Origin of the sequence: Flavobacterium tructae (assembly GCF_002217475.1) — a bacterium.
Lineage (GTDB): Bacteria > Bacteroidota > Bacteroidia > Flavobacteriales > Flavobacteriaceae > Flavobacterium > Flavobacterium tructae.
Window position 1 is genome coordinate 89,418 of sequence record NZ_MUHH01000003.1, and the last position, 20,956, is coordinate 110,373.

General features: G+C 37.6%; 18 protein-coding genes. 5 read left to right on the top strand and 13 right to left on the bottom strand.

Going from position 1 to position 20,956, the window contains the following annotated elements; all coding sequences use genetic code 11:
- The first annotated feature begins 17 nt into the window (after positions 1-17).
- Together B0A80_RS00775 and B0A80_RS00780 are read left to right on the top strand one after the other, a co-directional pair.
- Positions 18-3,194 (top strand): efflux RND transporter permease subunit, encoded by a 3,177-nt coding sequence (locus B0A80_RS00775; RefSeq protein ID WP_089076085.1) that lies wholly within the window; start codon positions 18-20, stop codon positions 3,192-3,194.
- Positions 3,184-4,554 (top strand): TolC family protein, encoded by a 1,371-nt coding sequence (locus B0A80_RS00780; RefSeq protein WP_233430677.1) that lies wholly within the window; start codon positions 3,184-3,186, stop codon positions 4,552-4,554. The genes B0A80_RS00775 and B0A80_RS00780 overlap by 11 nt, the downstream gene beginning before the upstream one ends.
- A 163-nt stretch (positions 4,555-4,717) precedes the next feature.
- Here the strand turns inward: B0A80_RS00780 and B0A80_RS00785 are convergent, their stop codons facing one another.
- The 8 genes from B0A80_RS00785 to B0A80_RS00820 form a co-directional block, all read right to left on the bottom strand.
- Complete coding sequence (locus B0A80_RS00785) at positions 4,718-5,128, bottom strand: BrxA/BrxB family bacilliredoxin (protein WP_017495842.1); 411 nt, start codon at positions 5,126-5,128, stop codon at positions 4,718-4,720.
- A gap of 145 nt (positions 5,129-5,273) precedes the next feature.
- Complete coding sequence (locus B0A80_RS00790) at positions 5,274-6,074, bottom strand: tetratricopeptide repeat protein (protein ID WP_089076087.1); 801 nt, start codon at positions 6,072-6,074, stop codon at positions 5,274-5,276.
- A 3-nt stretch (positions 6,075-6,077) separates the two neighbouring features.
- Positions 6,078-7,265: a lycopene cyclase family protein gene (locus B0A80_RS00795; protein ID WP_089076088.1), complete on the bottom strand. Its 1,188-nt coding sequence runs from the start codon at positions 7,263-7,265 to the stop codon at positions 6,078-6,080.
- 18 nt (positions 7,266-7,283) lie between these two features.
- Entirely contained in the window at positions 7,284-7,748 is a 465-nt protein-coding gene (locus B0A80_RS00800; RefSeq protein ID WP_089076089.1) for a thioredoxin family protein, read from the bottom strand.
- Positions 7,749-7,885: 137 nt separating this feature from the next.
- Positions 7,886-10,147, bottom strand: coding sequence for a TonB-dependent receptor (locus B0A80_RS00805; protein ID WP_089076090.1), 2,262 nt, complete (start codon positions 10,145-10,147; stop codon positions 7,886-7,888).
- Between the two features lie 131 nt (positions 10,148-10,278).
- Entirely contained in the window at positions 10,279-11,190 is a 912-nt protein-coding gene (locus B0A80_RS00810; protein WP_394364263.1) for an NAD(P)/FAD-dependent oxidoreductase, read from the bottom strand.
- Positions 11,191-11,205: 15 nt separating this feature from the next.
- The gene (locus B0A80_RS00815; RefSeq protein ID WP_089076092.1) at positions 11,206-12,411 is read right to left on the bottom strand and encodes a GTP-binding protein; all 1,206 of its coding nucleotides are present in this window, start codon (positions 12,409-12,411) and stop codon (positions 11,206-11,208) included.
- A gap of 2 nt (positions 12,412-12,413) precedes the next feature.
- Complete coding sequence (locus B0A80_RS00820; RefSeq protein WP_089076093.1) at positions 12,414-12,761, bottom strand: MerC family mercury resistance protein; 348 nt, start codon at positions 12,759-12,761, stop codon at positions 12,414-12,416.
- Between the two features lie 93 nt (positions 12,762-12,854).
- Between B0A80_RS00820 and B0A80_RS00825 the strand changes: the two genes are divergently transcribed.
- From B0A80_RS00825 to B0A80_RS00835, 3 genes are all read left to right on the top strand, one after another.
- Entirely contained in the window at positions 12,855-13,247 is a 393-nt protein-coding gene (locus B0A80_RS00825) for a Fur family transcriptional regulator (RefSeq protein ID WP_017495834.1), read from the top strand.
- A gap of 74 nt (positions 13,248-13,321) precedes the next feature.
- On the top strand, positions 13,322-15,190 hold the full coding sequence (locus B0A80_RS00830; RefSeq protein ID WP_089076094.1) for an Nramp family divalent metal transporter: 1,869 nt from the start codon (positions 13,322-13,324) through the stop codon (positions 15,188-15,190).
- A 98-nt stretch (positions 15,191-15,288) separates the two neighbouring features.
- Entirely contained in the window at positions 15,289-15,942 is a 654-nt protein-coding gene (locus B0A80_RS00835) for a metal-dependent transcriptional regulator (RefSeq protein ID WP_070906288.1), read from the top strand.
- Between the two features lie 389 nt (positions 15,943-16,331).
- Here the strand turns inward: B0A80_RS00835 and B0A80_RS00840 are convergent, their stop codons facing one another.
- The 5 genes from B0A80_RS00840 to hemH all read right to left on the bottom strand — a co-directional run bounded on the left by B0A80_RS00840 (position 16,332) and on the right by hemH (position 20,833).
- Positions 16,332-16,730 (bottom strand): hypothetical protein, encoded by a 399-nt coding sequence (locus tag B0A80_RS00840; RefSeq protein ID WP_089076095.1) that lies wholly within the window; start codon positions 16,728-16,730, stop codon positions 16,332-16,334.
- A gap of 146 nt (positions 16,731-16,876) precedes the next feature.
- Positions 16,877-17,659 (bottom strand): enoyl-CoA hydratase/isomerase family protein, encoded by a 783-nt coding sequence (locus B0A80_RS00845; protein ID WP_017495830.1) that lies wholly within the window; start codon positions 17,657-17,659, stop codon positions 16,877-16,879.
- Positions 17,660-17,669: 10 nt separating this feature from the next.
- Entirely contained in the window at positions 17,670-19,085 is a 1,416-nt protein-coding gene (locus B0A80_RS00850) for an ATP-binding protein (RefSeq protein ID WP_017495829.1), read from the bottom strand.
- A 142-nt stretch (positions 19,086-19,227) separates the two neighbouring features.
- Positions 19,228-19,776, bottom strand: coding sequence for a CopD family protein (locus B0A80_RS00855; RefSeq protein WP_089076096.1), 549 nt, complete (start codon positions 19,774-19,776; stop codon positions 19,228-19,230).
- Positions 19,777-19,819: 43 nt separating this feature from the next.
- The gene (hemH, locus tag B0A80_RS00860; RefSeq protein WP_089076097.1) at positions 19,820-20,833 is read right to left on the bottom strand and encodes a ferrochelatase; all 1,014 of its coding nucleotides are present in this window, start codon (positions 20,831-20,833) and stop codon (positions 19,820-19,822) included.
- Positions 20,834-20,956 lie beyond the last annotated feature (123 nt).

Below are 20,956 nucleotides of genomic sequence, written 5' to 3' on the forward strand. Positions count from 1 at the left end.
CTTATACACCACGTATCATGGGAGAATTTTTCGTTCGAAGACCAATTGTTGCTATTGTAATGAGTATTATTATTGTGATACTCGGATTGCTGGCATTACAAAAAACACCTATTTCGCAATATCCCGACATTAACCCGCCTGTTGTTAAAATCAATACGAGTTTTACAGGTGCCAATGCGCTGAATGTTGAACAAGCAGTTGCTACACCTATTGAACAAAAAGTAAATGGTGTGGAAAATATGCTGTACATGAAATCTACCAATACTTCTGATGGTGCCTGTACCATTGAGGTAACTTTTGATGTGGGTACTAATTTGGATAATGCCAATATGCTCACTCAAAACAGGCAAAATCAATCTTCCCCTTTTATGCCTTCCAGTGTAAAACAGCAAGGGGTTGTGGTAAAAAAATCCTTGTCCTTCCCGATGATGCTGTTTACTGTTACCTCAAACAATCCGAAATACGATGCTAAATTTTTAAACAATTATGCCAGTATCAATATTGTAGATCAGCTGGCTCGTATAAAAGGTGTTGGAGAGGTTGCTCTTTTTGGAGGCAGTGACTATTCGATGCGTATCTGGTTAAAGGCCGATGTCATGAGCAAACTGGGTGTTACGGTTGATGATGTAAAAAATGCCCTAAACGCCCAAAACATGATTAGTCCCGGAGGAAAATTTGGGGCTGAACCTGCGCCTCCGGGTACTGAGTTTACTTATGGTGTTACACTTCAGGATCGTCTGGTAACGGAAAAACAATTTGGAGAAATCGTTGTTCGAAGTAAAAAAGACGGTGCACAGGTTTTACTCAGCGATATTTCCCGAATTGAACTGGGAACTGAAAATTACAGTTCGTCTGCACGCCGAAACAGTTCACCAAGTGCGGTAATGGCGGTTTATCAAATGCCCGGAAGTAATGCGCTTGAAGTAGCTGAACTGGCCAAAAAAGCCATGAAAGACCTTTCTGGAAAATTCCCAAAAGATATCGAATATCAGGAATCACTCGATACAACGCTTGCTATTACTGCCGGAGTCGAAGATATTGTTCACACCCTCTTTGAAGCGGTCATACTGGTAATTCTGGTGGTGTTTATCTTTCTGCAAAACTGGCGCGCTACCTTAATTCCTCTAATAACGGTTCCTGTTTCCTTAGTGGGAACCATTGCCGTTTTTCCATTATTAGGATTTTCGATAAACACACTTTCACTCTTAGGATTGGTATTGGCCATTGGTATTGTAGTCGATGATGCTATTGTTGTAGTAGAAGCTGTTATTCACCATATCGAAAAAGGCAAAAGTCCGCGGGAAGCCACCATTCAGGCAATGAAAGAAGTATCAGGTCCGGTAATCGCCATTGCCTTAATTTTGATTGCTGTTTTTGTACCGGTTGCCATGACTCCCGGAATCACGGGTCGCTTTTATCAGCAGTTTGCCATCACCATTGCGGTATCGGTAGCATTCTCAGCCATTAGTGCATTGTCTCTAAGTCCTGCTTTATGTGCCATGTTATTAAAACCCACCAAACCAATCGAAGAACAAACCGGATGGCTGGCCAAATTTTTCGCCGGTTTTAACCGAATTTTTGAAAAAGTTACCGGAAGATACCTAACAGGAGCTACTTTCTTTGCCAAAAAATCAATGCGAATTGTAGTCTTACTGGCCGTCATTATGGCTGCCGTTGTAGTATTAGGCAAAAAAATTCCGTTAGGTTTTATTCCCGAAGAAGATCAGGGTTATGTATTGGTCAATATGTCACTACCTCCAGCCTCTTCCTTACAGCGTACAGATGAAATATCGCGAAAAGTGGACCGTTTTTTAAAAGAAGAAAAATCCATATTATCGTATACCACGATCAACGGATTTAGTATGCTTACCAATTCTTACCAGCCGAACAGTGCCTTTATTTTCATCTCATTAAAACCTTGGGAAGAACGAGATGAAACTTCTAAGCAATTTGTGGACCGTTTAAACAAAAAATTTGCGACTCAAATCACCACTGCTTCCGTATTCGGATTTGGTCCTCCGGCCATTCAGGGTCTGGGCGCTTCCGCAGGTTTTAGTTTAATGCTGCAGGACAAAGGTGGTAATACTCCACAGTACCTGGCGGAACAGACTCAGGCTTTTATAGCCGCCGCTCAACAACGTCCGGAAATAAAACGAATCTATACCACTTTTAATGCCGGTTCTCCACAAATCAAATTGGATATTGATAACGACAAAGCCATGAAACTTGGTGTTCCGGTCTCGAAAGTTACCGAAGCTTTAGGTGCCTTTTTAGGGGGAAGTTATGTAAATGACTTTAATCGTTTTGGACGTCAATACAAGGTTTTCATACAAGGTGAAGCCGTTAATAGGGTAAAACCCGAAGATTTAAACCTGATTTATATCAGAAATAATGATGGTGATATGCTTCCTATTTCCACGTTGGTAACCGCTACAAAAGTTATGGGTCCCGATTTTACCAATCGTCTCAATCTGTTCCGATCTGCCGAAATTGGCGGAAGTCCGAATGACGGTTACAGTAGTGCGCAAACTTTAGAAGCTTTAGAAGAAGTAGCCCAACAAACCCTGCCGGCAGATATGGGTTACGATTACATCAACCTTTCGTATCAGGAAAAACACTCACCTGGCGGAAGTTCCGTGTTTATCATGGCGCTCGTATTTGTGTTCCTCATTCTTGCCGCACAATACGAAAGCTGGAAATTGCCTTTCAGTGTATTACTTGGTGCGCCTTTTGCCGTTTTTGGAGCCTTTTTAGGACTGCTATTAGCCAGAATCGGAAGTGATGCTTATGTCAACAATGTTTTTGCTCAAATTGGGTTAGTGCTCTTAATCGGATTAGTAGCAAAAAATGCGATCCTTATTGTGGAGTTTGCCAAAGAAGAATACGAAAAAGGAAAACCGCTGTACGAATCGGCTATGGTAGCGGCAAAACTTCGTTTCCGTCCAATTCTCATGACGGCCTTTGCTTTTATTCTTGGTGTTGTTCCGCTCTTAACGGCTACGGGTGCCGGCTCTCAGGCACGTATTGTAATGGGAATGGCGGTATTTAGCGGTATGTTAATCGCCACTGTTTTGGGTGTATTAATTGTTCCCGGCTTGTTTGTCATGATTGAAAACATCGGAAAAAAGAAAAAAGATACTATCGCAACGACGGAAAATAATAAGGACTCTAATACCACTGGCCATGATGATTAAGAAATATAAAATAATAGCCATTATCCTTTTACTCTCCTTATTGCCTGTAGGCTGTATGGTGGGACCTAAGTATACAAAGCCCGAACAGCTAAAGTCTGATTCTTATCAACACGAACGAAATTTAGACAGTCTCGCCTCGGTCGTCAACTTAAAATGGTTTGATTTATTTAATGATGATGTTTTAAAAGACCTGATTACAAAGGGGCTTCAGAATAATTATGATTTAAAAATTGCAGTTACCAGAATTGATCAGCTTAGGGCACAACTAGGATACTCTAAAACAAATCTATTGCCCTCTTTTCAATATGGAGCAACTATAAACAGCAATGAAAAAAATCTGACGCCGTCAAATGTCGGTGCAAACATGTCCTGGGAAATTGATTTTTGGGGAAGATACCGTCATGAAAATAAAGCAGTACAAAATGAACTTCTGGCTACTGAGGAAGCCCGTAAAGTTGTACTTTCAAATATTGTGAGTGATATTGCTACGGCTTATTTTCAGCTGCGAAATTTCGACGATCAGTTAGAGATCGCACAACATACCCTTTCTACCCGCGAAAAATATTATGAAATTATAAACCAAAGATTCAAAAGCGGTTATATTTCTGAGGTAGACAAAGCACAAATCGAACAACAGGTTGCGATCGCCGAAGCAACTATTCCAAACATTAAAAGACAGATAACGGTTCAGGAAAATATTATTTCTCTACTTACCGGTCAGCTTCCATCGCAAATTCCCAGAGGAAAATCCAACACCGAATTGCGAATAGTAAGCGAAATCCCCTTGTCAATTCCGTCTGCTCTATTAGAAAACAGACCTGATGTGAAAGCGGCAGAGTTAAAATACAAAGCTTCCAATGAAAGAATCGGAACCGCTCAGGCGATGCGCTTTCCTTCTTTTAACCTCGCAGCAATTGCCGGATTCGCCAGCGCCGACTTAAGCAATTTGTTTTTAGGAAGTTCTTATTCTCAGAATGCCTCTGCGGGAGTTACCGGTCCTATATTTGCTTTTGGAAGAAACAAACGCAGAGTAGAAATATACAGACAACAGGCTGAAGAACTCAAATTTACCTATCAAAAAACGTATATTTCTGCCGTTAATGAAGTAGAACAATCTATTCAGAACATCAAAACCTACAAAGAAGAATGGAGCGCCCGAAACCGACAGGTTAATGCAGCTTTAATAAACTATAAACTGTCCTACGAAAGATATGACAGCGGTTATGTTTCGTATCTCGAAGTTTTAGATGTCGAAAGCAACTTGTTTCAGGCGCAATTAAGCCTATCACAATTATCTGAAAGACAATTAAGTTCAATGGTTCAATTGTACAAAGCCCTTGGCGGGGGATGGAGTCCGTAAAGGTTCTAAGCTGCTAAGATTCTAAGGTACTAAGGTTTTAAAAGGGGATAAAACAAAAAAAAGCACTATTTTCATAGTGCTTTTTGTTATAACTCTTTGTACCTCTGTCGCTTTGTACCTAAAACCTTAGAATCTCAGCAACTCAGAACCTTAGTCCCTTAAATTAACAAAACTCATTAAAAGCGTCTTTCAAATTCTCAGCGATTAATTCTGCCGGACGACCTTCGATGTGGTGACGCTCTAACATGTGAACTAATTCTCCGTTTTTGAACAAAGCCATAGATGGCGATGATGGAGGGAAAGGGAACATATGTTGTCTTGCAGCATCAACAGCTTCTTTGTCAACACCAGCGAAAACTGTAATTAAGTGATCTGGTTTTTTAGCTCCTTCTAAACTCATTTTTGCTCCCGGACGTGCATTTCTTGCAGCACAACCACAAACAGAGTTTACAACAACTAAAGTGGTACCTTCAGCTTTGATAGCATTATCAACTGCTTCTGCACTATGTAAATCTTGAAAACCAGCAGCTGTTAATTCAGCCTCCATAGGTTTTACCATTTCTTGTGGATACATATTTCTTATTTTTAAATTTTACTTTTGATTTGCAAAGTTACGAAGTTTACCCGCAACTACTTAATTTGTGGTATAAAGTTTTGTTATAGTTCAATTGATTTAGTCGAAAGCTGTAAAGTCATAAAAAACAAACACTTAAAACAATCTATTGTTTGGTGAATTTCTTCTGATATGGATAAGTCTCATAAATCGTATTGTCTTCATTAAGAGAAAACCCCTTAGCAGCATCATCTCTCGCAATGCCAACCAAAGCGACGACTTCTTCTCTTGGTTTACCCTGCTTTAACCAGCAAACCGCTTTATAATATTTCACATCCGAAAATTCAGGATATACTTTGAGCGCTTTATCAAAAATAGCAATAGCTTCATCCCATTTTTTGAGCTCGTATTTGGCAATTCCCTGATAAAAATACGCTGTAGGATGTTCTAATTGTTGTCTGTTTTTGTAAATATCATTTACATAATCGTCAAAAAGCTTCTCTGCCTTTTGATAGTCATTCAATTGCAGATAACAGATTCCCATATAAAAACTAAAAGAATGATCCATGACATAGCTGTTTCCGTAAAGTTTAATACATTCTTCAAAATCTTTAATCGCTTCTTTGTAAGTATGCGCAAAAATGCATTTAATAAAAGCTCTGTAAGGCAGCCACCTTTCTTTATTGTAAAAAACAGCTTTGTCTAAATACTGCATTCCCGTCTCATACTTCTTGCACTTAAAATAGGGCATTGCTTTTTGCTGCCAGAGATAAGCAACAGTACTGTCTTTTTTTAGTCCCTGATCAAGACATTCCTGCCATTCAGCCATTTCAAAAACATAATTGTGTTTTTCCGCACAATTGGTTAAAAACTCTTCAACAATTGCATCATGTACTTTGTTTGCAGATACTTGTGCAAAAGTGGTAATCGAAAAAAAGAAACTGAATCCTAAAATAATGTTTTTCAAAGGTTATTGGTTTAAGTTAAATTTATTTAGCAGAAAAATCACTCTAAATAACGCTTTTATAAATGGCACTTTAGGACACTTTAAAATAACTTTAACATCCTCGATCAAACTAGTTTCCTCATCTAAAAACTTAAAAATTAATTGTGGATCTCCTTTTTTGAACAAGGACGAAAAAACACCTCTTCCCAATTCATTATGACGATACAGAATGTCCAAAAGCAGTAAATCGTAAAACCAGAATCGGCTTCTTTTATGAAATGATATCATCTTAATTGATGTCGAAGAATAGAGAAACTCCACCAAATCAGTTGATTTTTTATCGGCACTTTTAAAAGTATAACCTGTACTGGCTTTGGTCCACCCTCCGGCGGTTCCAATATTCAAAACTCTTTTGGTATTCTTCTTCCAGAACGGATAACAAGTCATCGGGATGCTTCCCTGCTCCTTCTCTACAATATCATACTGCTCAATGCCTTGTTTTTCTAAATAGATCTGAATCTCGTTTTCATACTCCGCCGTTGAAAGCAATTTCTCCGAAAATAAGGTATATTCAACCAAAGCTTCTGTTTTAGAAACCGGCAGTACATACATAAATCTAGTGTTCCCTTTTTGTTCTACCGAAAAATCCATGAAAGTAGCCTGTTTCGGGTTGAAGACTTCCTTTTCGGTTTTCACATACCACCCCACAAAATGCTGTTGCAGAACGGGATATTTCATTTGACTTAATGCAGTTGATGAGGTATAAATACTATTCAGTAAATAATTACAAGTGTACCTATTCTCTTCTGAACCTACAAAAACATGGGTTTCGAGTTCGTTGATATTCGTTACTTTCTCGTTTGAAAAAGTAATACTAGAATGTTTGGACAACTCTTCAAAAACAAAATCATAAAAGTCTAATCCCCGAATTTGATGGTATTGATAGGGTTTCAGGTTTAAATCACGTTTGAAATTTTCGTTAGCAAACAAGGCCGAATCCCATTTTTTAAGAACAATCTGACTCCAGACCGAATCTTCTTTTTCCCAAAAGCACCAGGTTCGGTCATTGGTCTTTTTCGAGTCCTGATCCAACAACAAAACCGATTTATGGGCAAAATTCCCTGACAATACCATTTTGTAAACGGTCATCAAAGCTGCTAAACCCGTTCCGGTAAAAATGTAATCGAAGTGTTTGATTTGTGAGGATTGCATCTTCAAAAATAAGGAATTTTATTTTTGCAGCTTTTCTAAAAGCAGGTTAAAATCGGCAGGTTTCAGGTAACTGTTATACTGAGCAATAATTTCATACTCCTCATTCAAAACACATAAAACCGGATACACAAGCTGTCCGTTTATGGTGCCAAGCTGCAAAGCCAGTTCATGAACCCCAACATTGTTTCCTGAAGGTTTGTATTTGAAAATATGTTTGTTAAAGGCAATCGCTCTCTTTTCTTCAGCATTCAAATCGATGAAGTAGAAGTCTGAATTGAGTTTTTCACTCACTTCCTGATTTTTAAACGTCGTATTTTTCATTCTCTGGCAATACTGACACCAATCGGTATGAATGAAAACAATGATTTTTCGTTTTTGAAATTGTGCCAAGCTATCCACCTCCTCAAAAGTCCTGCTTTTTAACTGGCAGAAACCGCTTGAAGTTATTCCGAAAAAGAAAATAAGTAGAAATAGTTTTTTCATTATCTTTTTTGAGTCAAAGATTTTTTTTTACAGAACTTAACTATTCAATTCGTAAAACTCATAGAGCAGAAAAAATCCTAATAATCCTTTGAATCTGTGGCTCATAAAAAACCTTTATCAATCTGTGGCTTATAAATTTATCTAAAATTGTATCGCAATCCTAAGAATCCTCGAATGGTCTGGTTTTGTCCGTAAACATAAGTGGTGTCAAAAGTTAAACCATATGGATTATCCGGTGTAACCAATACTTTTCCCGCCGAATCATACTGTACATTTTTATCAAAAGGGTCATTCGTTCTCGAAATCAAAAAGGGATTATTTTGTTTCGGAGTAAAATTCAGCAAATTTTTGATTCCCCCGTAAAGTTCAAAATTCTTCCAGCCTGTAAACGTAAACTGAATATTCTGAATGCTGTACCAAGGTGAATTTGGATTTCTCGGATCGTACTCATTCAACAATGGCAATTTCATCGGACTGTAAACATTTCCGGTGTAATCAAGCACTAAATTCCAAGGGTTTATTTTATACGAGACACTCCAGGTTCCGGTAAATCTTTCGGTTAAGAACGGTCGCTGTGAAATTTTGTCCTGAACATTTTTATTATCTAAAACAGTCGCTCCTAAAATGAACTTTAAACCATTGGTGAAATTGACATCAATATTGGTACTGATTCCCTGACTGAGAGCATAACCATCGATATTGTCGTAAATGATCTTATTGGGATCGGTTTCGTAGTCTGAAATGATTTTATTACTGAAACGTGTATAAAAAGCCGTTGTTTCGATTCCGACAAAAACTCCGCTGTCAAAGTTTATTTTCTGAATATAATTCAAATTAACGTTTACTGATTTTTCCGGTTTTAAATCACTTTTAAGCACCACATCTCGTGATCCCGTAAGCGCTGCATGGTCTTCGGTAAACAAATTCACCACTCTGAATCCTGTTCCGGCATTTAACCTGAAAATCGTATTTTCATTTGCCTTAAAACGATACGCAAATCGGGGTGTAAAAATAGAACCATGAATAGAATTATAATCGTATCGTGCCCCTAACAGAACCTGACTCTTTGGAGAAAACGTTATTTCGTCCTGAACAAAAATTCCCGGCAACCAGGTTTTTTCGGCATTTTTTGTTGCCGGCGTATTGTCGTCGTAGTAGGAATATCGGCTTGCTATTCCGACAAGGAAATCATTGCTTCCTATTTTTTTATCCCAGGTTAACTGCAGGAAGCCTATTTTTTGATTCGCAATATACGACGTCGTTCCGTAACGGCTGTCCTGATAATGTACATTCCCCGAGAACGATAACATCAGTTTTTCTTCAAAAGGCAATTGGTAACTTCCAATTAATTCTCCCCTTTTCGTATAAATACTTTCACCATAAATTTCATCACCTCCACGGTATTTTCTTTCCCAACGAACATCTCCTCCCCAACGGTCTTCATACATACCGCGTGCTGCTATGGTAAAAAGACGGTTGTCGTTTCGATGAAAACTCCATTTATTAAAAACCGAAATCCTTTTAGAAAGCGTCACATCGGTGAAATTATCGTTGTCTTTATCGATAACCTGATCGTAATTGAAATAGTTAACTCCTAAAAGTGAAGTCGCCTTTTTTCCGGCATTAAATTTCATTCCCAGATCGAGATTATTTTCTAAATACGTTGTGGTAAAATAATCTGCCGAAAAAACCGGAGCGTTTGTTGGATTCTTGGTGATAATATTGATTAATCCCCCAACAGCCTCACTTCCGTAAAGAGAAGAAGCCGGACCTTTTACAATCTCTATTCTTTCCACCAGAGAATTCGGAATTCCGGACAAACCATAAACCGTTGAAAGGCTGCTGACAATTGGCATTCCATCGATCAAAACCAAAGTATACGGGCCTTCGAGACCGTTTATATGAATGTCTCCCGTATTACAAACACCGCAATTTAACTGTGGCCGAACGCCATTTATGTTTTGAAGCGCATCGTAAATACTCGGTGTTGGATTCTTCTTAAAAAAAACAGGGGAATAAACCTCAACCGGAACAGCACTTTCCAAACGTTTAACTGCTTTTAAAGTTCCCGAAACCACTACTTCATTCAATTGATTGTCTGTATCGTCCAATTCAAAATCATACGTTTGAATAGCATCCTTCCTTACGTCGATTTTCTTTTTTGAAGTCTGAAAACCTACTAGTGAAACCTGAAGCGTATAATTTCCAACCGGTACATTTTCGAAGTTATAATATCCTAAACTATCCGTAACCGATCTGTATTTTGTTCCCACTAAATGTACGTTTGCCAACTGCAATTGATGGCCATCACCTGAAATAATTCCGGAAACAGAACTGGTTTCCTGAGCAAATGAAAACTGCAAGTAAAAGAAAAGCAGCATCAAAAATAGTTTTTTCATTATTATAAAATTAAATTTAGACAAAACTAAAAATTAAATTTGACAAATAGTGTTCCTGACGCAAAAAACTTTAATCTAACTTCAATTCAAGGTTTTGCAGCTATTTTAATCACATGGAATTGTTATCCGATTTAACCTAAAAATGATTCATCAATCAGTTCTTTATTCATCGAAGCCCCGGCAAAAGATCCGGAAGAAACAGCCATAGCAACAGATCGCGCCTGAATATGACAATCACCACTGGCAAAAACTCCGGGAATTGTTGTTTTTTGAAACGCATCTACTTTCAACAAACCTTGTTCTGTCAATTCACAGCCTAAAGCTTCCGGAAGTGGGCAATGTTGCTCAAAAGGCGCTCTGAAATAAATAGCTTTTACTTCAATTGCCACTTGACTTTTGAAAATAAGCTCCTGAATATCTCCGTTTTCCTGTTTTACGCCAGTAATCTCATCTTCTATAACCTTAATTTTATGTTGCTGTAAAATTTGAGATTGCGCTACGGTAAAAGTTGATTTTCCGTTCGTTAATATTCTTAAATCCTTCGTCCAGTTCGAAATTAGTTTTGCATATTCGAACCCCATATCACCATTAGCGATAATTGCTGTTTTTTCGTTTTTGACCTCATAGCCGTGACAATACGGACAATGCAATATTGAAATCCCCCAGCATTCGCTAAAACCGTCAATTTTGGGTAGTAAATCTTTTATTCCGGTTGCAAACAATAACTTTTTAGAAATGAACACTTTTCCGAATTCTGTTTTGATTTCAAATCCTTCTTTTGTTTTCAATGCCTGAATCGCTAATCCGTTATAAAAATGAACCGTATCGTAAAAATCAACCTGAATTAAAGCTTTCGCCGAAATAACGGCAGGTTTTTCACCATCTTGTGTGATGAAATTATGTGAATAAGGCGTTTGTCGGTTACAAGGCAAACCACTGTCTATCACCAAAACCTGTCGCAAAGAACGCCCCAGACTCATTGCAGCCGAAAGCCCGCTATAACTGCCGCCAATAATTATAACATCGTATTTATTGTTCTGTATCACTATATTCTATTTTTAAGAAGTTCTTGGTATGGGAAAAAGATCTTTCTTAGGGAAAAATCCGTCCTGATAATCTACAATTTCATCTGCGGTACAGAGGCATTTTTCAAGCTCGTTAAGAATTTCAGATTCTTTTATTTTCTGACCAATAAAAACAAGCTCATTGAGTCTGTCTCCGAAATTAGAAGTCCACCGTTCTTCTATAATATCCTGAAATTCAACAAAATTATTAAAGGTCATTCGTTCGCTTAACGGCATGCTTGCCCACCAGACTCCGGCTCCTTCGGCTTTCATTGATCCACCGGCCTGACTCCAGTTTATGGCTTGTTCCGGTCGGGATGCCATCCACAGCAGTCCTTTACTTCGAATGATGCTGGCGGGAAAATCGGATGTAAAAAAATTCCACAATCGATTGGGATGAAAAGGCCTGGGATCCCGAAATACAAAAGAACTAATTCCATATTCTTCTGTTTCAGGTGTATGAATACCTTCTAATTCCCGAATCCAACCCGCTGAATTTTCGGCTTCTTCATAATTGAATAATCCCGTGTTCATAATTTCGTTTGGATCAACTTTACCTGAAACCGAAGTGATTATTTTCGCCACAGGATTCAGCTTTTGAATAGAAGCTCTCAAAAACTCCAATGATCTGATACTAACTAGATCTGTTTTATTCAAAATGATAACATTAGCAAATTCTACCTGATCTACCAGAAGATTGACAATCGTTCTATTGTCATTTTCAAGATCGGATAAGTTTTGCTCCCGCAGTGTTTTGGCCGAACCAAAATCTTTAAAAAAATTAAAACTATCTACAACAGTCACCATGGTATCGATGTAACTGAATCTGGACAAGTCAATATTTTCCTCTTCGTTCACAAAAGAGAAAGTCTGCGCTACCGGAATGGGCTCGCTGATACCTGTACTTTCGATAAGCAAATAATCAAACCTGTTTTCTTTGGCCAGTTTTTCGACTTCAAGCATTAAATCTTCCCGCAGGGTGCAGCAAATACAGCCATTCGTCATTTCGACCAGTTTTTCTTCCGTTCTGGACAAGGTATACTCCTTCTTCACGAGCTGCGCGTCTATATTAACTTCACTCATGTCATTTACGATAACAGCAACTTTAAGGTTTTCTTTGTTATGAAGAATATGATTGAGAAGTGTTGTTTTTCCTGCGCCAAGAAATCCGCTTAAAACGGTTACGGGTAGTTTTTTCATTACTAAAGGTGTTTGTGGTTTTTATAATTTAGAAGATGTCCGATAATCATTCCAATACCGCCAATAAAAATCAGACCCAAATGAACATCCAGTATCATTTCACTCAGAATACTGATCCAAATCAGAGATATCGATAAAATCAAAGTTATAGCGACCAAAAGACTTGATTTTTTAATAATTTTGACAATTGCAATTAAACCTATTGAAGCAAAGGTCAAATCGATAAATGGATTATGGCTAATGCCCAAAGGCAAAATCGTAAGTAGCGGAAATATCAGACAATGAACCAGACAAATGGCAGCACTTGAGATTCCTAATATATCGTAAAAAGGCGTCGTTGTTTTCTTCATTTTCAGTACATTTGCTTAATGCAATTATGTTGCAAATATAGAATTTTATTTTTAATGCAACATTGTTGCGTTAGTTTTTTTAATGCTCTAAAAATGAAAACAACAAGAAATACAGCAGCAAAGACAGCGGTTCTAGAGATTTTTGACAAATCTAAAACCGCCTTGTCCCATACAGAAATTCACAAACAGATTGATGATTTGTGCGATCGTGTGACCGTTTACAGAATATTAGACCGATTAGTAAATGAAGATATTGTTCATAAAATTGTGAATCTTGACGGTACCGTAAAGTATGCCAAATGCCATCATCATGCCCAAAGAGTACACATTCACAATCACGCTCATTTTAGCTGTGAAAAATGTCTCGAGGTCACTTGTCTGGAAAATGTAAAACCAAGCTATATTATTCCGCACAATTATAAAGTAAATGAGATAAACTTCACCTTGTCAGGATTGTGTCCGAATTGTTTGAATTCAAACAATTAAGATTTAGACTTGTCTAAAAATATTGTTGTGCAGATATAATTTATCCCTATATTTGTTCAAACAACATTTTTACAATGACCAAATCTTTAGAAGAAGTACACCAATCGGTTGCAACACAACATAAAAAAACAGGATTTAGAAAAATATTAGCCTTTTTAGGACCGGCTTACCTGGTAAGTGTCGGTTACATGGACCCCGGAAACTGGGCGACAGATATTGCCGGCGGAAGTCAGTTTGGGTATTCTTTACTTTGGGTTTTACTAATGAGTAATTTGATGGCGTTGCTGCTTCAGAGCTTAAGTGCAAGGCTTGGAATTGTGACTCAACGTGATTTGGCGCAGGCATCTCGGGAGACTTACTCCAGATCTATCAATTACATTTTATACTTTTTAGCCGAAATTGCTATTGCCGCCTGTGACCTTGCCGAAGTTCTGGGAATGGCGATCGGAATTAATCTTTTGTTTGACATACCATTAATCGAGGGGGTTTTAATTACCGTATTGGATACTTTCTTATTACTATTCCTGATTAACAAAGGAATTCGAAAAATGGAGGCTTTTATTATTGTATTGGTAGCGATCATTGGTTTCTCTTTTATATTCGAAATGATTTTTGCAGAACCTGAACTGGATAAAGTTATTTACGGTCTGGTTCCTTCAATTCCAAGTTCTGCCGCTTTGTACATTGCCATCGGAATTATTGGTGCCACGGTGATGCCTCATAATTTGTATTTACATTCATCACTCGTACAAACCCGAAAATTCGACAGGACTCCGGCCGGAATCAAGCAGGCATTGAAATACAACTTTATAGATTCGACTATCGCCTTAAACCTGGCCTTTTTTGTAAATGCGGCCATTCTGATCCTTGCAGCGGCAACCTTTTACAAAAACGGAATGTTTGAAGTGGCTGAAATTCAGGATGCGCATCAATTTCTCGAACCTTTACTGGGAACTAAATGGGCGCCAATTCTATTTGCGGTAGCTTTAATTGCTGCTGGACAAAGCTCAACTGTAACAGGAACTTTAGCCGGTCAGATTGTAATGGAAGGTTACCTGAATTTACGCATCCAGCCTTGGGTACGAAGAATTTTAACACGATTGATTGCCATCGTGCCTGCCGTAGTAGTCATTTTAATTTATGGCGAAAGCGTAACAGGAAAATTATTGATACTAAGTCAGGTTATTTTGAGTTTACAGCTTGGTTTCGCGATTATTCCGCTAATTCATTTCGTGAGCGATAAAACCAAAATGAAAGGTTTTCATATTTCAAGAACGACACAGGTCGCCGCATGGATTATTGCTTCGATTATAGTAACTCTGAATGCAAAGCTGGTATATGACGAAATCACTTCGTGGTTGCAAAACTCTGATAATCCAACCGTTCTCTGGTTGACAGTAGTTCCGCTTGCCTTTGGATTTCTGGCTTTATTGCTTTACATCGTATTCAAGCCTTTTGTGACGAGAATAAAGTCAAATATCGAGAATCATTCTCCACATCATTTAAAATTAGTCTATACGCCAAAAGAAAGCTATGGCAAGAAAAATATAGCGATTACAGTCGATTTTTCTAAGGCCGATGAAGTTGCACTCAACAATGCCTTTGAACTGGGCGGAATCGATGCACAATACACCTTAATTCACATCGTTGAAACTGTTGGAGCTTTGATGTATGGAGGTAACGTTGACGATCATGAAACGACTATCGACGAAAAGCTATTATTAGAATACAAAGAGATGCTGTCTTTAAAAGGTTTCAAAATCGAAACAGAACTTGGCTTTGGAAAACCCAACAGTGTTATTCCGGAAATCATCAATCTTGGTAATTTCGACATTTTAGTAATGGGAACCCATGGCCACACCGGACTAAAAGATATTTTGTTTGGCACAACGGTAGACAAATTGAGACACAAAATTTCTATACCTTTGCTAATTGTTAAATAAAGTGGCTAAGGTTCTAAGCTGCTAAGGTCCTCAGGTTTTCTGTTAGAGTCCTTTAACTTAGCAACTCAGAACCTCAGAACCTCAGAACCTCAAAAAAAATGACTTTTTCAGAAGAAAACTATCTTAAATCCATATACCACCTTACGGCTTCTAACGATGCTGAAGTGAGCACTAATGCCATTGCCGAAATGATGGAAACTAAAGCTTCATCAGTTACTGATATGCTTAAAAAATTGTCGGAGAAAGATTTAGTCAACTATAAAAAGTATCAGGGTGTTTCGCTGACGGAGAATGGAAAGCTGGCCGCCAAAATGATTGTTAGAAAACATCGCTTATGGGAAGTCTTTTTAGTAGAAAAACTCAACTTTTCCTGGGATGAGGTTCATGATATTGCCGAACAGCTGGAACACATCAAATCGGAACAACTGATTAATCGTCTGGATGACTTTTTGGGAAATCCGACCGAAGATCCTCATGGAGACCCGATTCCCGATGCAAATGGACGAATCGTCAAAATCGAAAAACAATTGCTTTCAGAATTAACAGAATATCAAACCGGGGTTTGTGTGGGTGTAAAAGATACTTCCTCAGAGTTTTTAAAGTATCTGGACAAACAAGGAATTGCTTTGGGTTCTAAAATTGATCTTTTATCGAAAGAATCATTTGATTTATCCGTTAAAATTAAGGTTGATGGACGGGAATTGTCTATTTCGAATAAAATTGCCTCAAACTTGTTTGTGAAGCTGGTTTAGAGGTTTGTTATTCGTTAATGGATAAAGATTTTTTAGATCTCCATAAATGAGCCGAGCCTACGGGCTCTCAATCTTGTGGGAGTGGGAATTTATCGTTTGGACGGATTAAAATCCATCCCTACAAAATTAAAGAACGAGCCTATGGCTCTCTTTTAATCATAGTTTCAGAAAACTTCAGAGAAATGGCAAATGATGTCGCAATAGATTTTAATTCGATAATCTGGAAACACACCATACCATTGAAATTCCAAAGGAACGGAACATATTGTAGCAATGGATTTTAATCCGTTGACCCAAAAAATGCAAAAATACAATAGAGTTCCATCGGAACGAGGCCTTTGCTTCAAACCATTTCTCTACACAATAACCGTAACGATAAATAGTATACTTTAAACAATCCCTTTCTCGATCATTTCCAGCATTACCGGAGAAGCGTTTTTAAACGTTGGCGGCTGTTCGATAATACTTCCGGCATTCTTCTTGTTCACCTTAAACGTCAAGTCATTATCTGTGGTAAACAATAAAGCTGTTAAAAATGGATTTTTAATATAAGTTCCTAACACCAATAAAGCTTCATCCAGCGTATGAATACTTTCAATTTCTTCGGTTTTGTATCTGGTTGTTAAAGAAATAGAGAAGGTATTATCCTCATTCAAAACTAAACGAAAATAAATATTCTTAATCTCGGTATCTCCCATTGTTTTGGCCAAAGTCAATTTTGCGAAAGTTCCCGCCTGGATGCTTTCCTTAACTCGTTCACAAAAAAGGGCAAATATTGGTTCGTACATTTTTTTAAGGTTCTAAGGTTCTAAGATGCTGAGGTTCTGAGTTTTTAAAACCTCAATCTATCATTTTATTGCAAAGTTGCACAAAGATTTATATAAGTTTTCTTTGTGAACCTCTGTGCTGTCTTCGTGTGACTTTGTGGAATAACTTATTTCCCAGTAAATTCAGCTTTACGTTTTTCTAAAAATGCCGTTGTTCCTTCTTTGAAATCCTGAGTTCCGAAACATTTTCCGAATGATTTGATCTCAGTATCAAAACCATTTTTACCATCGGTATAGTTTGCATTGATCGCTTTTATGGCTTTAGCGATTGCAAATGGTGCATTTTTAATAATTTTTTGAGCAATTCCGGTAGTAAAATCCAAAAGCTCTGCTTGTGGCACTACATGATTCACTAAACCGTACTGTTTGGCCTCTTCTGCACCAATCATAGCAGCGGTCATAATCATTTCCATCGCGCGGCCTTTCCCTACTAATTGTGGTAAACGCTGCGTTCCTCCATAACCCGGAATCAATCCTAAAGTTACTTCCGGCAAGCCCATTTTAGCATTGTCTGAGGCCACTCTGAAATGACAAGACATTGCCAATTCCAATCCTCCACCAAGAGCAAAACCATTTACAGCCGCAATTACAGGTTTTTTCAAATTTTCAATAAGATCAAATAAGGTTTCCTGTCCTTCTGCTGCCAATTGCGCTCCTTCGATGATGGTATAATTGGCAAATTCCGAAATATCAGCTCCCGCTACAAATGCCTTCTCCCCACTTCCGGTGATAATGATAACACGAACATCATCATTTTTACCCAACAACTTCACTGCTTTACTTAAGTCACTGATCGTAGCTTTGTTTAACGCATTTAATTTGGTAGGTCTATTGATGGTTACGGTCGCAATTCTTTCTTCTATTGAGATTAAAATATTTTCGTAGTTCATGATGCTAATTTTATGAGTTTGTTATCGGTAAAGAAACTCTGAATGTGGTTCCCTTTCCGTAAGTTGATTCAAAGGTAATTGTTCCTTTGTAATTTTCTATGATGTTTTTGATAATTCCGAGTCCAAGTCCCATTCCACTTGTTTTTGTGGTAAATTTTGGCTCGAAAATTCTGCTGATATCCTGTTTCTGAATTCCGATACCGTTGTCTTTTACAGCAATTTCAACATCGTCGTCTATACGTTTTACAGTAACTACAATCGATTTATGAAATTGGCTTTCCGGGATTGCCTGTGTCGCATTTTTAACAAGATTGGTGATAACCCGTATCAATTGTGTACGATCCATCTTGGAGATAATTTCCTCCTCTTCACTTTCAAAAACGATATAATCTTCATTGAAAATATCTAAAGCAAGCTCCACAACCTCAACCACGTTTAAGGTTTCGTTTTGTTGTGCCGGCATCGAAGCAAAGTTCGAGAATGCCGATGCCACCGCTGTCATGGTATCGATTTGCTGAATTAAGGTTTCTGAATAATCATTTAGTTTTTGCTTAACATCCGGTGCAGTTGGATCAAACTTGCGTTGAAAACTCTGCACAGTCAAACGCATCGGTGTAAGCGGATTTTTGATTTCGTGGGCTACTTGTTTCGCCATTTCGCGCCATGCCTCTTCACGTTCACTTTGAGCTAATTTTATAGCACTGGTTTCCAGTTTATCGACCATTCCGTTATAAGCCTTGATTAAGAAATTGACTTCCTTACTGTTAGCTTCTAAAACGATCTTCTCGTTCTTCTGGTCTAAATTAGTTTCTTCCAGTTTATCCGAAATTGTTTTAAGTGATTTTGTAATATAAGTCGATAAAAAATAAGCCAATCCAAAAGCCACAATAAGCATGAAGGAATATACCTGACTTAAACGAATCAAAAAGGTATTCAGCTCATTGTCGTAGTACCCATCGTCTTCTAAATAGGGAAGGTTTAGAATTCCTAACGGTTTGAACTTTTCGTCTTTAATCAAACTGTAAGACGATCTGTTTTTAACACCATCAATGGTTTTAATATCTACAAAACGTTTTTCGATAGAAGAACGCACTAATTTCAGGATGTATTCGGGAATTGGAGGAGCAACTTTATCAACGGCGAAAGACTCCTTTGAGGACTTCAATAATTTTCCGTCAAGACTGTAAATATTGATTTCGATTTTATGAATCTGAGCCAGTTCGTGTATTTTATCTTTAAAAATTAAATCCAGATTGGCGGTTTTTAAAGGATATGTTGTTGTGGAAAGCACATAATTAATGTGTTCCTTCACCGCATTCTCTTTGCGTTCCAAACGTTCCTGATGGTATTCTTTTGCTTCGTTTTTAAACTGAATAATAGAAATAGAAGCTAATAAAAACGATGCCACAACAATCAATACAATCATCGACAGGAAAATCCTGACACGCAGCGAAAGCATCGACATTTTGAAGTTGTTAAACATAGTTTTTGTTTTGTTTGTTTCAGGTTTCAAGTTTCAGGTTTCTTGACGATTGGCAACTTGAAACTTGAAACCTGAAACTAAAAAACTATTTCCTCTCTCTTATTCTTTTATAAAATCTAAATCCTAACATGATCAGAACTGAGAATAAAATAATTCCGATCACACCAAAAATCCAGTTGATGGCACTTTTTAAAACTACTAAAAAAACTACTGCAAATAGTATGATGGTAGCACCTTCATTCCATAAACGCATGAAGTTATTGGAATATTTCACCTCATCCTTTTGTAATTGTTTAAAAATCTGATGGCATTTTAGATGATAGAGATAAAGTAAAAAAACAAAACACAATTTTACATGCATCCATGGCATTTTAAGCCAGGCGTTACCCAAATCTGTAAAAAGCAGCATCCAAAAAGCAAAAATACTGGCCAATATTGCTGACGGCCATGTAATAATGTACCACAAACGATAGGCCATTATTTTGTACTGTGCCTGTAAAATCTCTTTTTCGGGAGACGGTTTTTCACTGGCTTCTATTTGATATACAAATAAACGCACGATGTAAAACAATCCTGCAAACCAAGTGATTACAAATATAAGATGTAGTGATTTTAAGTAATTGTAGTACTCCATCATAAAGTCTTTTTTCTTTACTCTTTATTCTATTTTCTATTTTCTATTTCGCCCAATCGTTAATCCAATTTCCAACTGTCTGGCACCACTCGTCGTCGTCATTCAAACAAGGTATTGCCAAAAACTCTTCACCTCCGTTTGCTTCAAAATCTTCTTTGGCACGCATTGCGATTTCCTCTAAAGTTTCTAAACAATCCGAAACGAAAGCTGGTGTTACAACCGCCAAATTTTTGATTCCTTTTGCTGGCATCTTATCAATTTCAACATCAGTATAAGGTTCCAGCCATTTGTCTCCCGCTAAACGTGACTGAAATGTTAAGCTATACTTATCTTCAGGAAGTCCTAATAACTTCACGACTTGCCTGGTTGTTTCATAACATTGATGACGGTAGCAAAAATCATGCGCAGGTGAAGGTGTATTGCAACAAGATCCGTCAATTTTACAGTGTGATTTCGTCACATCGGTTTTACGAATATGACGTTCCGGGATTCCATGGTACGAGAACAATAAATGATTGTAATCAAAACCAACCAAATGTTTCTGAATAGAATCAGCCAGATTCTTGATATAATCCGGTTTATTGTAAAACGCAGGAACATCAGTAAAAGTCATTTGTGGAAATTTCTTCTTACGAATTTCTTCTGCCTTAACTAAAATAGTCAAAGTCGAAGCCATTGCGTATTGCGGGTATAAAGGGAAAAGCAATACCTCTGTAACACCTTTTTCATGCAATTCCTGAAGTCCTTTTTCGATGGTCATACTTCCGTAACGCATTGCTAAAGCCACCGGTACATTTACCAAAGGCTGAACCTTTTTTTGCATTCTTTCAGAAAGCACGACCAAAGGAGAACCTTCATCCCACCATATTTTCGCATAAGCATGTGCTGATTCTTCCGGTCTTTTTCTTAAAATAATACCACGAACCAACAAAGCTCTTAATAAATACGGAACATCGATCACGTATTTATCCATTAAAAATTCGTCTAAGTATGGTTTTACATCTTTTGGTTCCGGGCTTTCCGGAGATCCTAAGTTTACTAATAATACGCCTTTCATTATGTTTTTTTTGCTTTAGGCTTTAAGCTCTAAGCTTTAAGCTTTTAATATGTTTGTTTTAAAAAATTTCGTCAAAAGTAGCGCTTGCAGCTTTTTAGAAATATGATAAATGTTACTTTTTGT